The following is a 14,460-nucleotide window of genomic DNA, read 5'->3' as shown; positions in this document are numbered from 1 at the left end:
TGTGTTAAAAGAGAGAGCTTAAAAAACATGAATAATGATATTCCTAACTTCAATTTACTCGCCGTGTTTTCAAAAGTGATGGAACATGGCAGCTTGAGTAAAGCAGCAGAACACTTGAACACCAATCAATCAACGGTGAGCACCATGTTAGGCCGACTGAAAGAAGAAGTTGGGCAAGAATTATTTACCAGAAAGGGACGAGGGGTCATTCCTACGAGTTACTCCACTAACTTGTACCAGCAAATACAAGATCCGATACATCAGCTGAATGACGTATTTACCTCATTTGGAAAATTCGATCCTGCTACCTCTCAGCGCCGATACGTGATCACCGCGCCAGAGCATTTACAAGGGGTATTGTTAACGCAGTTTTCACTGCTCGAAAATAAAGAAATTTCGCTAGAAGTCTATGATCAAATGGATAATGACGAAGGCTTTTTCGAAGCATTACAGCAACAAAAATTCGATTTGATGATTGATATTTTGCCGTCTGAAAATCCGAGCTTTGAGAGCCTAAAATTATTTGATAGTGAATTTGTGGTGATATGCAGAGAAGGCCACCCGAGAATTAAGGGGAGTATTTCAGAGCAACAATACATGCAAGAGTCCCATGCAGTGTTGGAAAGAACTCGTAACCATCTGTATAGCCTGAGCCACTACACCAATTTAGACCTCACCAAACGCAAAGTCGCATATCACGGACGCTCACTGTTCAGTAACTTATTAATGGTCAGCCAAACCGAGTTTGTCAGCGCCGTACCACTGTCGTTAGCGTTACAGTTTAAAGAACAGCTAAAACTACAGGTGTTTCAACCACCATTTGAATATAAAAAAGTCTCTAATTATCTCATCTGGCTTAAAAAACAAAACCAAGACCCCGCCCATACTTGGCTTCGTGATGAACTAGTGACCATATCCAATAAAATCGCACATTATCTTCAAGATAATTTTCCGAAGTAAGCATCAGCAGATTACGAGTAAGGCAACGATTTCCTGCGTCTATCGGTAAACAACTAGATCACTAATAAGCTGAATCAACAACGTTCAATCTATTTTCAGTTGTTACTTTCTTGCTCGCCACCTTCCGCTCGATACTCAAGCTTCTTCAAGTCGGCATCATACATGGCCGTTAATAGCGGCTCGCCATTACTGTTAACTCGAAACTCACCGTAATGCGCGGCTTCATATAACTTGGCATGCCCTTCTTGGAAGAAGAAGGCGTTAGTGGCAAACTTTATCTGTCCGTCTCTTACTCGGTATTGTAACTTTTGCTGATTGGGCGCTAACGTTTGATAAGCGCTAGCATCAGATACAATCCCGTGAAAATGGGCTAAGTGTTGTGCATCCAAGGTCACAATGACAAAACCATCGTGGTTGCTCAGCCGGCTTGGTTGCTGCTCTGTCGCCGCCCCATCAATGCTCTCTGTATTGGTTTGTGGCATTAACGCCGTGCGAATGTCGCTGGCAATTTTAAATCGCAACGCCATATAGTCTCCCTGCATCAGGGAGCGAGGATCAACAGGTGCTAACTCAAGGTAGACTTTGACGCCATGCGCTAGGTGTTGCTCCTTTTGATAAATTTGCCAATTCACCAAGCCAAGTAAGATAACTAAGGTGCCAAATAGCAGCAGTTTCTCTAATCCTGCCCGTTTTTGGGCCAACCGCTGTGTGAGCTTATTCATTCTCACTCTCCTTAGCTAACGTACCAATAGTCGCTGTAGCGGATTTCGGTGTACTGTATTTAAGTAGCAGCCAACGCATAGCTAACAGCGCCAATCCCAGTACCGCAAGGGTCAACGATTTTTCTAGTAAGGTGTAATGTAAAAAATAGTAGTAAGCAGAAACAAAACTTAATAGCGCAGCAATACCCAAGCCCATCAGCAAATAGTTACTCGCTGCAAAACCTAGTAGGATGACAATTAACGCCACATTGATACCGGGCGCTTCAAACGACAATACAGAAATAATCACCATTGCTAGCCATACCCCATAGCGCAACTTTTGCGATAACTCGGGGTAAAAGCTGAGTATTTTGTTGGCCACATAGACCGATACTAATGCCAATAAGATGTTGCCCATCCACGGAGCGGTATAGAAATCTTTGTCGGCGGTATCACTCATGAGTTGGTACCAAGAATACTGATAAGCCATAAAACATGACTGCATCAGCTGCGATATCAACAAACCATAAGCAATTGCCTGATGACGATAAAACGCACTGGCCACACCTGCTGATTTAAGCGGCTTAAATTCATTTAGTAGCAGCCAACAGGCCAGTCCAAATAGCAAACCACCCGCAATGAAGGGCAGCTGAAATAATGCTAATGCCGCCATCAAACAACCGGCAAATATCCAGGCACTGCAAAAGCGGTGAATGTCATTGGGCATAATGCCAACCAGCACCAACTGCAATATGGCCGCCAACAACCAAGTCAGATTGGTGTCAAAATGCTGGGCCACGCCAAAAATCCATAACACTTGGCCACTAAAGCTCAATGCGAGCGCCAGATGTTCAGCAAATTCATTGTGGCTTTTGACTAATAACAGCCACGCCAGCAGCATTAGAATGATGCCCACGGCATAGGGTCCGGCATCGCTTTCGATAATGAATTCGAACCCTAACGCCATAAAGCCCAAAAAGAATGAGGCAGCCAACCAGCCTGCGACAGCCAATAACAGTTTCACAAACCACGGCGAGTTCACTTCCGCGCCCTTAGGCGCCTCACCACTGACAAGTTGCTGCTGCGATAGCGTTTGCCACAGAGGCAAACTGGACTGCTTTGTCGTAACGTCTACCTGCTTCATGGTTGCCATTCCTTGTTAACGCGGCGCAGCCAAACTGCTGAGCCCGTCGCCATGCCGATGGTGGTCATTGATAACAACAAGAACCCGAGCTCATGGAGATTATCTAATAGATGAGTGGTTAAAAAGCTGATAACAATGACATTAACTGACAGCAATGTGCCTGCCAGCATGAATAAATCCGCTTTTACACGCCGATAAGTTACATACATTAGTGCACACCACACAGGCCACACCACGATAGGTAACCAGTCTTGATAGCTCAGGGGAGTATTACGACGATAGAAATAACTTGAGTCCACAATCAGCCACACCATTAACCAAGTGATGCACACGCCGCAAACCACTGCCAATATTCTGGGCGCCCAGCGAGCGGCTAACCACACGTAATGCTGGCTTGCTCTCTCCCAAACAATAAGCATCAATGAATTGAACGCAAATAAGCTCCACAGGGCATTAAGTTCAGCAGAGAAAAATAAGCCAACAGCAGAAAAGTTGATGTAATACAACATCATGGCAATATTAAATAGGCCAATCCATATCATCCAAAGTGCATTTAGCCGAGCGAGTATCACCCAAGGTGTAATCAACAGTGCCCAGTTAAAAAACAGTTGCCATGGGTCGGCACCGGTTTGATAGGTTTGACCAAACAAAGCCAATAACACCCCAAAGCAAACCGCTGCAATCAATAAAGGAATTTTACTCAGCGATGGCTGAACCTCATCATGATTGGCTGCATTTTCCCCGCGCTTAGCAAGTCGATAATAAGCCAGAATCGATACGATGATGATAACCTCAACCAGCGCAAATTTGGCAAACTTGCCCATTTGCTGCCAGTTATAAGCAATAAAAAACACCACAGCAAACAAAAGCGCTAAGCCGCCGCACCAAGCAAGTAATTGACTGATAAAACTCAACCAATTATGGGGTCGAGGTCGTACGCCACTCACCAACAAAGCTTGGTCGATATGCTGCTCTTCGATGGCTTGTTGTTCAAGCAACTCAAGCAGCTGATTGCGATTTGAGATCATAATGAGTCCATTCTCATAGGTTCCATGATTACTTTACTATGGTTTGCCGCGCAAAACATAACGCCAAGCAAAACAACAGCGAGGCATTTGCGGTTAAACGATTGCAAGTGAGCGTTATAAATACACTACGGATTGGCTTTGATGCAAATAGTGTCATTCGCTCTACTTGCTGTGATGAGTTACATTGAAGTGCTGTTATTAAGACGTAACTACCAACCCACAGCAAACTAATATTGCCGCCGCAGACTCTCTGTCACAGCGTCAGGTTTATCACTGCGGCAATGCCGCTGCGGTAACGTCAATGATGATTGCCGTTCCTTGTTCGCGTTCGCTATCAATGGTGATCTGCCAGCCTAGTTTTTCACACAGCCGGCTCACTATTGATAGTCCCAATCCAGACTTTTCTAAGACATTGTCATGTCGCTCTGCAGCCGCTTGCGAACACACCATGCCCTCACCGCTGTCTTCAACAACAATACAACTGCCCTTCATCGATACCACTATTTGCCCTTGGTACGTATGCTGGTAGGCATTGCGGATTAAGTTATCTAATACAATGGCGAGGTATCTTTTCGATGTCACCAGCATCAGCGACGGCGCGATCAAATTGACACTCTCGATGTCGGGCGAGCGCTTTAAATAACCATGTTTATTCATGGAGCACTGCACCAACTCATGTAAATCAAATTGGCTATGCTGTTCGCCATCTTGCTCTTGCTTGCCAAGTAGCAAAAAGGTCTCGATTAAGTGGCTCATATCAGCATTGGCACGCACGGCTCGGTTTAAGAACTTTGCCATATGTTGCTGCTGACCTTCAGGCGCTGCCAGTGCTAACTCAATGGCTGCACGACTTGTCGCCAACGGCGTTCTTAACTCATGACTGACATCGCGAGAAAAGGCTTTTTCACGCTCAATCATTTGGTGTGATTTTGCCACAAACCGGTCAATTTGCTTGGCAAGAAAACCAATTTCATCGTTATAGTACTTACCGCGATTTTGTTGATATTGCTGATAATTATCTGCATCAACTGAGCTTGCTAAACGTGTCAACGGCGACACAACCTGCTTTGCCAGCCAAAACCCAATGATTAAACTCAGCAGAAAAATCACCACCAATACATTGATAAACTTATTCAGGATGCGCTTTTCAGAGTTATTGTCGTAATTAACAAAGCCACTTACATCGGCAAAATAGTAAAAATGTGTCGCTAAATCCCCGCCTTCAATGGCGGCTTTTAACACATGGATATTTTTCTTTCTGGCCGAAAACTCATATATCGTAAAGCCTTGTGCTGTGGTAAATACGGGGCCAAGAATATCGAGTTCTTGCAACGACTGGTGACGCAATATCCTTGCTTTAACGCTGGGATCTGGAAAATACTCCGCGAGAGTAGCCAGCGCTTTATCTTCGCTAGTCACCCGCACTTGTGCTGAGGTCATGCTAGATAAATCTTGCTGTGGCGCGCGTTGATACTGAGCCAACAAGACTTGCGCCTCTTGGGTTAAATACCAATTGAACAATTCATCTGAGTTATATTTAAGCCCAAAGAAAGTCACCCAGGTATAGCAAACACTAACCACAATAGAGAAAAATACGCAGGCGACGATAATTCTGAAACGGATACTCTGAATAAAGTTCATGAAATACTAAAGCCTCGCCCCTTAACGGTTTTAATTAGTGCGCGTTCAAAGGGTTTATCTATTTTATTGCGCAGCTTATAGATATGACTGCGCAGTGAATCACTATCAGGTAGGCTATCTTGCCAAACAAGATGTTCTAATTCTTGCCTAAGCACCACTTCGGGGGATCGCTGCAGTAATATGACCAACAACTTATAGGTGTAGGGTGACAAGGTGATGGTCTGCCCGGCTCGGACCACTAATTCGGTTTTTAGATCAACGGTTAAGTCAGCCAAAGTCAATTGCGATTTAATGCCAACATAGCGTTTATATATAGCTTGAATGCGCATTTGTAATTCACTCAAATCAAATGGCTTTATCAAGTAATCATCGGCGCCAACGGCAAATCCGGCTTGCTTATCTCCTAAGGTATCGCGAGCCGTTAAAAACAGCACGGGCACATGATTATTATGCTGTTTTCTTAACTGGTCGCAAAGTTCTAGCCCATCCATTTTAGGCATCGCGACATCAAAAATGTGCATATCGTAGTCACTGTTAAGCGCCGCGTTGAGGCCTGCTTCACCATTAAAGGCAAGGTCGCAGCTGTGACCTTGCATCTCCAAGTAATCAACAATGCTTGCAGCTAGGTCGGTATTGTCTTCAACCAATAATATACGCACAGCAGCCCCTCACATTGACTCCCACAACTTGCACGTTAGCTCTTGTATTTTACTGAACAACCATAAGGTGGAGTAAGCTTATTGTTAACTGCTTTACCCGATAACAATGCCGCCATCGCTTGCTCGACATAATTGTCAGCTTTTTCAATATCAGCAATTTTGGCCGATTTGATGCTGTCGATGCCACCAGCATATCTCAACGTACCCTGTGGATCGATGATGTACATATGGGGAGTTGTTTTGGCACCGTACAACTTACCTACCTCACCTTCCGGATCAAATAAAACTTGGGTTGGCGCAGCGTTGCGGCTAGCGGTGAGTTCATCAGATGTAGCGCTATCAATGTGGCCTTGCTTACCGGGTGCCGATGAAATGATTGATAACCACACAATATTGTCAGCGGTATATTTACGTTGCATACTCGGAATATTGTCGCTGTCATAGTGTTTTTGCACATAAGGACACAGGTGATTCGTCCACTCTAAAATCACATACTTGCCTTGGTAGTCAGCCAAGTTAATTTGCTCACCTTTGGTGTTGGCCAAACTAAAATTCGGCGCCGCTTGATCTACTTTTACCGCAGCAAACGCACTTCCCATTAGCGTCATGAGTAAAACTGCGATTGCGATGATTTTTGTCTTAATCATTGTGTAGCTCCTTTTTAGCTAGATTGATTGCCTCTACAACAGTTTCAGGCGTGAGTATTTGGGGTAACACTTGCTCATAGTGGTTGCCAGCGTATACAACATATAACGGCACACCAGAGCGCTGATATTGCGTTAAATAACTTAAAATTGTGTCATTCTTGTTGGTCCAATCTCCCACCAAATAGTGCACTTGCTCTTGCTCAAAAGCAGCCTGCACCAATTCAGTGTTAAACGCGACATGCTCATTCACTTTACAGGTGATGCACCAATCAGCGGTCATATTGACTAAGACCACTTGTTCACTGTCCCTAAGTTGCGCCAGTTTTTGTGGTGAAAACGCCAAATCTGACTTATCAGCCATCGGCGATGTCGCTGTACCACTGCTCAATAATGACCACCCCATTAGCACGATAGCCAAGCACAACGCCAGATAAACATAGATGCCGCTAAACTGGCGGCTTAACCAAATAGCGAGGGCAAAACCAACCAACGACATCAGTAGTCCTAATTGTGCCATAGCGCTAGTTTGGCCTAAATAAACCCAAACTAACCAAGCTACGGTGGCTAACATAGGGAACACTAGCAACTGCTTAAAGGTGTTCATCCATGGACCTGGTTTCGGCAACCATTTAGCAAAACGCGAAGAGATAAATAATAATGACAGCGGTAAGGCAAACCCTAAAGCTAGCGCAGTAAATATCAAATAGGTCGTAGCGGCTGGGCTGACTAACGCTACCCCAAGCGCAGCGGCCATAAATGGTGCGGTACAAGGGGATGCAACCACCACCGCTAACACGCCAGTGAAAAATTGGCTTGAAAAACTATTACCCGACACCAGTGCTTGACCAAAGCCGGCTAACCGAGCACCCGCAGGCGCAATGTCCATTAATATCAGTGCAATAAACACAAACAGAAAAGCTAAAAAGGCGATAACGGCAGGTTCTTGCATATGAAAGCCCCAGCCTATCGCTTCACCACTGCTTTTTAAGACAATAATGACACTAGCAAAAAGGTTAAAGCAGACCAACACGCCTAAACCATAACCCAGCTTTTGACTGATGGTCATTTCATTGTGACCAATGGCTAACGCTTTAAACGACAACACCGGCAATACACAGGGCATGATATTTAATATCAACCCTCCAATAAATGCCATTAACATCAATATAATAACTGAATGGCTAGCGGCCACTTGGCCATCATTTAGGCTCGCAGACAAATAGTAACCTACGGTGCCATCGGTCAATAAAAAGTCTAACTGCTGCGCCCCAGCAATGAAGTAATCAGATAGGGCAATAACTTGATTATTTACCCCACCTTCGCTGACAAATTGCTGCTTTTGATTGTGTTGTGCAACATCTGATCGTAAAGGCAATAGTGACCACTGAGCCTGGAAAGGGGGTTGATAGGCCACTGTTAAGTAGTTGTCAGTGACTTCAAACTTGGCGCTGATACTGTCTTTATTAGGCAGCTGCTCGCGAGTTTGAGTAAAAAGACTGGCAGCGGCCGATTTTTCTCGCTCATTTGCCACGGGTAGCGTAATGCTTAAATCCGCCCAGCCGGGAATACAGTCTTCTTTACACACTAACCAAGATAGCGCCACCTGAATATCGACTTGCTGTGCAAGCTCTGACCCTTTAGCGAGATCCACAGGCACCATCAACAACACTTGCCCTTCATAGCCATAGTTAACCAGATGGGCCACAGGAATTTGATGTGGAATGGGCCATTGAATATCACCAAACTCAAGCTCGGTAGACGCCTGCCAGGTTACACTTGGCGCTTCACCGGAATCGCCAGGGTTTTGCCAATAGGTATGCCAGTGCGTCTCCGGGGTGAGCAACACCCCTAGCCAGTTTGTCTGGCCGGGTGTAAGTTGCTGATATTCTGCCACCAGGGCAACTTCAATATGCTCACCTTTGGCCGTGCTCTGTCCATAAACAAAGCTACTCGGCAGCCACAGCGCGCAAAGAAACAACACAATATTCAGTCTATTCATAAACACTATCATCTGCTTATAGGCTGCTGCTAAGCAACTTGACCCCATTTAAGTACTAGGCTTATTAGCGCGCATTTTTTGCATGTTGCAATTCACCCACTAAAATCTTCTCTTGATCCGCTCTAGGTTTGGCAAATCTTGCTAACCACACATATAACACCGGTGTTAAGAACAAGGTAAATACCACGGCAATGCCCAACCCGCCGAATACAACCCAACCTATGGCATTACGTGCTTCGGCACCAGCCCCAGTAGAGAGAATCAACGGTAAACCGCCAAAAACTGTTGACAGCAAAGTCATCATAATTGGTCTTAAACGCACTTTACCTGCTTCAACTATCGCCTCGTTAATACTCGCGCCTCTGTCTCTTAGTTGGTCGGCGAACTCCACCAGTAAAATGGAGTTCTTCGCCAATAAACCTATCAGCATCACTAAGCCAATTTGAGAGTAAATATTGATGGTGGTTCCGGTTAGCCACACAGCAAATATGGCGGCAGCAATACCAAAGGGCACGGTTAGCATGACCACTAAAGCACTATAAACACTTTCAAATTGTGCCGCTAACACCAAGAGTACGATTAAGAATGCCACCACATAAGTCATGGTAACTTGTCGCTCTGTTTCTTGGTAAGTTTTTGCTTCACCCAATAAAATAAGATCGTAGCCATTAGGCAGATGCTCTCTGGCAAGTTGACGGATGATCTGCACGGCATCTGCCATTGTCATATCTTCTGGCAAGTCAGCACTGACTTCGATAGCTCTGCGCTGCGCGTGGCGCTCAAGCTCAGCAGCAACACCTTCTTCGGAAATGTAAGCGATTGATGATAGCGAGACCAGCTCACCATTTTGCGCGGCAACATACAAATTAGTGAGATCAGAGGGATCTGCAGAGTCTTTGTAGGAAGATTGCAAAATAATCGGCACCGCTTTATCACCGACATTTAAATCTGTCAGATCGTCGCCACCAATGGCTGCTCGTAAGGTTTGATTGATGTCACTGAATGGCACCCCTAATTCTTCGGCACGATTGCGGTCAATATGGACACGCATCTGTGGTTGCGTCGGCTGATAAGAGATCTCCAATTGACCAAATTCAGGGGAACGGCTCTCAACTAGTGCGGAAAACGACTGCGCGACGCGAAAGGTGTCATCATAATCATTACCGGAGATGGCAAAATCCAATCCACCACCTTGGCCTCTCAAGTTTAAACTGTTGGCACCGAACGCCCGTGCTGGCGCGCCAGGAATTGCCGCTAATTTAGGCCGAATTTCACTAATGATCTGTTGCTGACTATTATCGCGTTGATCCCAATCTTTAAGATTGACGGTCATAAACACAATATTGGGGTCCCACTGACCCACGACCGTTCTGATGGACTGAATGTCTCCCAATTCGGCATAAGGCAACAAAATATCTTCCATGACTTCGGCTTGGCGGTCCATGAAGGAGATACCCACTCCATCTGGCCCCTTGGCACGAACACGGATGATTCCTCTATCTTCTGATGGCAGTAGCTCTTTATCCACTTTGCTATATAACAATGTTGCACTACCCGCTGCGGTAACACTGAGCATGAGAATCAGCCATGGAAGTTTAATGCAAACTTGCAGGGATTTCTCATAGGCGGTCACAATAGCGCTACCCACCTTTTGCAACTTAGGTTTTTGTTCAGTTTGATTGTGGCTATTGATTCGAGCTTTTAGCGCGGGCACTAAGGTTAATGCCACCAACGACGAGATGATCACTGCACCGGCTAACACACCGCCAAACTCCCTAAAGAGTTTACCTGCTGTTGATGGTAAAAATGCAATGGGTAAGAAAACCGCCACCAGCACCGCAGTTGTCGCCACAACGGCAAAAAACACTTCTCGGGTTCCCACTACAGCGGCGGCTCTAGATTTTACCCCAAGGGATTTATGTCTTTGAATATTTTCGGAAACAACAATGGCATCATCAACAATTAGTCCGGTTGCCAGTACCAGAGCCAGCAAAGTTAAGATGTTAATTGAAAAGCCAAAGGCCCAAATAATCACCAGTACGCCAATTAACGACACCGGAATAGACAGCGCCGGCACTAACGTGGCCTTCCAACTGCCCAAAAATAGCCATAGCGTGAACACCACTAACAAAATGGTATAGCCCAGCGACTTAATCACCTCTTCAACCGAGCTACGTATAAACTGGGCGTCATCGGAAGTGACATAGATATCTAGGTCGGGATAGCGCTGTTTGACCTCCTCGACCATTGCCAGAGCTTGGTCTGATATCTCAATAGTATTAGCGCTGGCTTGCCGAATGACGCCTAAACCAATAACGGGTTCACCGTTTAAGCGTACAAAACTGTGGGCATCAGCAGGACCAAAATACACGCTAGCGACATCTCCAACCCGCGTGGTGCCATTCACCATGATATTTTCCACTTCGGCGGCCGTCACGGAAGTAGCATCAGCACGAACAATCACTTGGTGATCGGTAGAGCGTAAACTGCCGGCGGCAACATCAAACGGCGCCGACCTTAACGCTGTCGCGATATGGGTGAAAGACAAGCTGTAGCTCGCCAAGCGCACGGGGTCGACAACCACCCTTAATACTCGCTGTCTTTCGCCGTTAAGCCTGACATCGGCAACGCCCGGTATTGAGAGAAACATCGGCGAAATATCACGTTCAACGATATCCGCAATGGTTTCGGTATCGATACTTTGACTGCCTATGGCGATATTAAGTACCGATTGAGCGTCATTGTCTGCTTTAACTATCGACAGTTGTTCTACTTCCTCTGGAAGCTGGCGCTGCACTCGACTAACAGATTCGCGCAGTTCATTAGCCGCATCATCAATGTTAATGCCTGGGCGAAATTCTACGCGAACACGAGATGAACCTTCTTCGCTTTGTGCTCGAATTGACTTAACACCGCTAACTCTCGCCGCCGCTCCCTCAATTCTGCGCGTAATTTCATTGTCGACAGTTTCAGGCGCACCGCCAGGAAAATTAGCAACCACACTGACTATGGGACGATCTACGTCAGGTAATTCTCGCACTTCAAGACCAAGAATCGCCGACAAACCAGCAATAATAATAAGAATATTGAGGACAACAATCGTGACCGGACGGCGAACAGAAAGTGATGGCAGATCGTCTTTATTTTGAAATAGATTAAGCATGATTTGTCCTTAACTTACTGACCGCTTACTAGCATACTTTTCGAAGCCACTTCAGCACCTTCACGCAACCGCTGTATACCCTCAACAATCAAGGTGTCACCATCTTGTAAGTCCCCTTCTACCAATATGGAGCCTCTAAGACGTTGCTTTATCGCTACCGATTTTTTAACCGCTTTGCCATCTTTCTCTAACCAAATGTATGAACCTGTCGCCCCCCAAGCCAAGGCGGATTCTGGCACCACAGGATAGAGAGCACCTTGGGTGTTCAAAGTGACCTTAAAACTCAGGCCAGGACGAAATAAATCTTCTTGGTTGTCGAGCAATGCCCGTACCTTTAAAGTGCGATTATTCGCATCAATCCGGCTATCAAGTTGGGCAAGAGAGGCCTGATAAATTTCACCTCGATCATGCCATGGCTCAACAGTCACTTCGGTGTTAGTCGCCACTAAGCGATACGAAGATTCCGGCACAGTGAAATTAATGTATAACTGCTGACGGTCATCAATTGTGGTAATGAGCGTAGACTGGTTGATCCTGTCACCAACCTCAATATCGACTAAGCCTAAATAGCCACTAAAAGGTGCGACTAAGCTGCGATCTTCCATATCCGCTTCCGCTTCTGCTACTGCAACCTGCGCTAACCCATGTAACAGCTTGGCTTTGTCCACTTCAGACTCGGTAGCCGCACCGCTCGCTTGGCTTTTAACCAAGCGCTGTACATCCCTCTGGGTATCAGCCAACGCGATTTTCGCTCGTTGTAGTGCGGCCAACTGCCGGCGGGCATCTAACTCCATTAGCAAGGTGCCTTTCTCGACAAAATCACCGGGTTCAAAAGTAATATTGGTGACTTTATCCGAGGCCGCAGAGTATAAGCTGACTGACTTATGCGCCTGTGCTGTACCAACAGTTTCAATGGTGAATTGAATAGACTGAAAGGATAATGCCTCGGTAATGACATTCGACGGCGCTCTTTTGCGCTCTTCGGCGACAACTGAGGTTGATAGCAAACATATTGCTATCAAATAAAGGATGACTGATTTCATAGGGCCCTTCTAAAACCTAAAATAAACGTACCGCTAGGCTCAGTATTTAGTTAAACATATGTTAAATATAAATCGGCAAACGTGAACGGAACGTGAAAACGGCTAGATTAGGTATCGTGGCGCTACGCCCGGAGATAACAGCACGGAATTAAGTACGAATAGTGACTCACACTTTACTTTAGATATGATATAACGTAACAAATATAAAGTTAGCAGTAACAATATCCATAGATAAGTTATCTATCACCACTGAGTCAGATGTGATGAGTGTAAGAGCTTGGTAGTTAAATCTTCACAATTTCACTGATAGCACACTGAACTGACAATGTTAGACCTCAGTTGGTTTAGTTAATAAGAGTACTGACTGTTTAGCCACCATTGGAGGGTGAAAAAGTTATGACAAAGCATGAAAATGAACAGGTTGATCAACGCCAACTCACGCAGATTAGCCGCTTTGTACCGCAACTGCGCAGAACTGCAGTTATCTCTACAAGCACTGACGTGTTAACCGACATCTATCAAGAAGACGTGAACATTGCTGTATGGCAACAACAGCTGAGCGATGATGTGATTCTCAGTGCACAGCAACTGGTTACTCAATTTCCACACCTTAAAGTTGTCATGACCGTTCCCCCTGCGGATACCTACAAACAATTAGCAGAGCATTTAAGCCTGTTTGCAAACAACCATGAAATTTGCCACAAGATCAGTTTGCTGGTTGATATGTTTTGCACTTTATTTGACCTAAAACGAGTCGGCCTAAGGTTAACTGCACTAGAAACCGCCATGTGCCCTAAATTTCATGTCGATAAAGTCCCTTGTCGACTGGTAACGACTTTTACCGGCAGCGCAACACAGTGGCTCAACAATAATATTATTGACCGCTCCAAATTAGGAGCAGGCAGCCTAGGTTTACCAGACGAGCAATCAGGGCTGTATCGAGCAAACAGCCACATCAATCAACTTTCTGTCGGTGATGTAGCCTTACTAAAGGGGGATGGTTGGTTTCACAACGAAGGCGGCGGCCTAGTACACCGCTCTCCAAGCCTAAAAGCCGGAGAGAAAAGGCTGCTACTAACACTCGATTTCAGTGACTAAAAATCTGCCTTGCAAATAGCGGTACATAAAAACAACAGGCCCCACATTGCTGTGAGGCCTTTATTGATAAAGAGGTGAGTTGGCCGATAAGCCGCCATGCCTTGATCGAGTGTGGAGTGGACGGTTACTCATCTAATCTTACGATCGCTGTTGGTAAAAATAAAAGGCCCCACATTGCTGTGAGGCCCTTTATTGAAAAGAGGTGAGTTAGCCGATAAACCGCCATGCTTTGATCGAGTGTGGAGTGGACAGTTACTCATCTAGGCCTGCTATCGCTGTTGCTAAAAACAAAAGGCCCCACATTGCTGTGAGGCCTTTTATTGAAAAGAGGTGAGTTGGCCGATAAGCCGCCATGCCTTGATCGAGTGTGGAGTGGA

Annotated in this window: 11 protein-coding genes; 2 read left to right on the top strand and 9 right to left on the bottom strand. The window is 45.6% G+C overall.

From position 1 onward, the window contains the following. Positions 1-27 precede the first annotated feature (27 nt). Entirely contained in the window at positions 28-960 is a 933-nt protein-coding gene (locus L865_RS0122555) for a LysR family transcriptional regulator (protein ID WP_028775289.1), read from the top strand. A 95-nt stretch (positions 961-1,055) separates the two neighbouring features. Here L865_RS0122555 and L865_RS0122550 read toward each other — a convergent pair whose 3' ends face one another. The 9 genes from L865_RS0122550 to L865_RS0122505 form a co-directional block, all read right to left on the bottom strand. Further along, entirely contained in the window at positions 1,056-1,682 is a 627-nt protein-coding gene (locus L865_RS0122550; protein ID WP_051484779.1) for a GDYXXLXY domain-containing protein, read from the bottom strand. Continuing rightward, complete coding sequence (locus L865_RS0122545) at positions 1,675-2,805, bottom strand: DUF4401 domain-containing protein (protein ID WP_028775287.1); 1,131 nt, start codon at positions 2,803-2,805, stop codon at positions 1,675-1,677. The genes L865_RS0122550 and L865_RS0122545 overlap by 8 nt, the downstream gene beginning before the upstream one ends. Then, positions 2,802-3,833, bottom strand: a complete 1,032-nt coding sequence (locus L865_RS0122540) for a DUF2157 domain-containing protein (protein ID WP_028775286.1) — start codon at positions 3,831-3,833, stop codon at positions 2,802-2,804. The genes L865_RS0122545 and L865_RS0122540 overlap by 4 nt, the downstream gene beginning before the upstream one ends. A 270-nt stretch (positions 3,834-4,103) precedes the next feature. Continuing rightward, a complete protein-coding gene (locus tag L865_RS0122530; RefSeq protein WP_028775285.1) occupies positions 4,104-5,474 on the bottom strand; it encodes a sensor histidine kinase in 1,371 nt (456 codons plus the stop codon). After that, the gene (locus L865_RS0122525; RefSeq protein ID WP_028775284.1) at positions 5,471-6,133 is read right to left on the bottom strand and encodes a response regulator transcription factor; all 663 of its coding nucleotides are present in this window, start codon (positions 6,131-6,133) and stop codon (positions 5,471-5,473) included. Before L865_RS0122525 ends, L865_RS0122530 begins: the two co-directional genes overlap by 4 nt. 35 nt (positions 6,134-6,168) lie before the next feature. After that, entirely contained in the window at positions 6,169-6,780 is a 612-nt protein-coding gene (locus L865_RS0122520; RefSeq protein WP_028775283.1) for a redoxin domain-containing protein, read from the bottom strand. Next, positions 6,773-8,779, bottom strand: a complete 2,007-nt coding sequence (locus L865_RS0122515; protein WP_028775282.1) for a protein-disulfide reductase DsbD family protein — start codon at positions 8,777-8,779, stop codon at positions 6,773-6,775. Before L865_RS0122515 ends, L865_RS0122520 begins: the two co-directional genes overlap by 8 nt. A 64-nt stretch (positions 8,780-8,843) precedes the next feature. Beyond that, positions 8,844-11,942: an efflux RND transporter permease subunit gene (locus tag L865_RS0122510; protein WP_028775281.1), complete on the bottom strand. Its 3,099-nt coding sequence runs from the start codon at positions 11,940-11,942 to the stop codon at positions 8,844-8,846. 14 nt (positions 11,943-11,956) lie between these two features. After that, positions 11,957-12,985, bottom strand: coding sequence for an efflux RND transporter periplasmic adaptor subunit (locus L865_RS0122505; RefSeq protein ID WP_028775280.1), 1,029 nt, complete (start codon positions 12,983-12,985; stop codon positions 11,957-11,959). Positions 12,986-13,381: 396 nt separating this feature from the next. Between L865_RS0122505 and L865_RS0122500 the strand changes: the two genes are divergently transcribed. After that, positions 13,382-14,083 (top strand): DUF1826 domain-containing protein, encoded by a 702-nt coding sequence (locus L865_RS0122500; protein ID WP_051484774.1) that lies wholly within the window; start codon positions 13,382-13,384, stop codon positions 14,081-14,083. Positions 14,084-14,460 lie beyond the last annotated feature (377 nt).

The sequence above is a fragment of the Shewanella waksmanii ATCC BAA-643 genome (assembly GCF_000518805.1).
GTDB classification, from domain to species: Bacteria; Pseudomonadota; Gammaproteobacteria; order Enterobacterales; family Shewanellaceae; genus Shewanella; species Shewanella waksmanii.
Note: the sequence above shows the minus strand (reverse complement) of the source record. Positions and strands in the feature narration are given on the sequence as shown.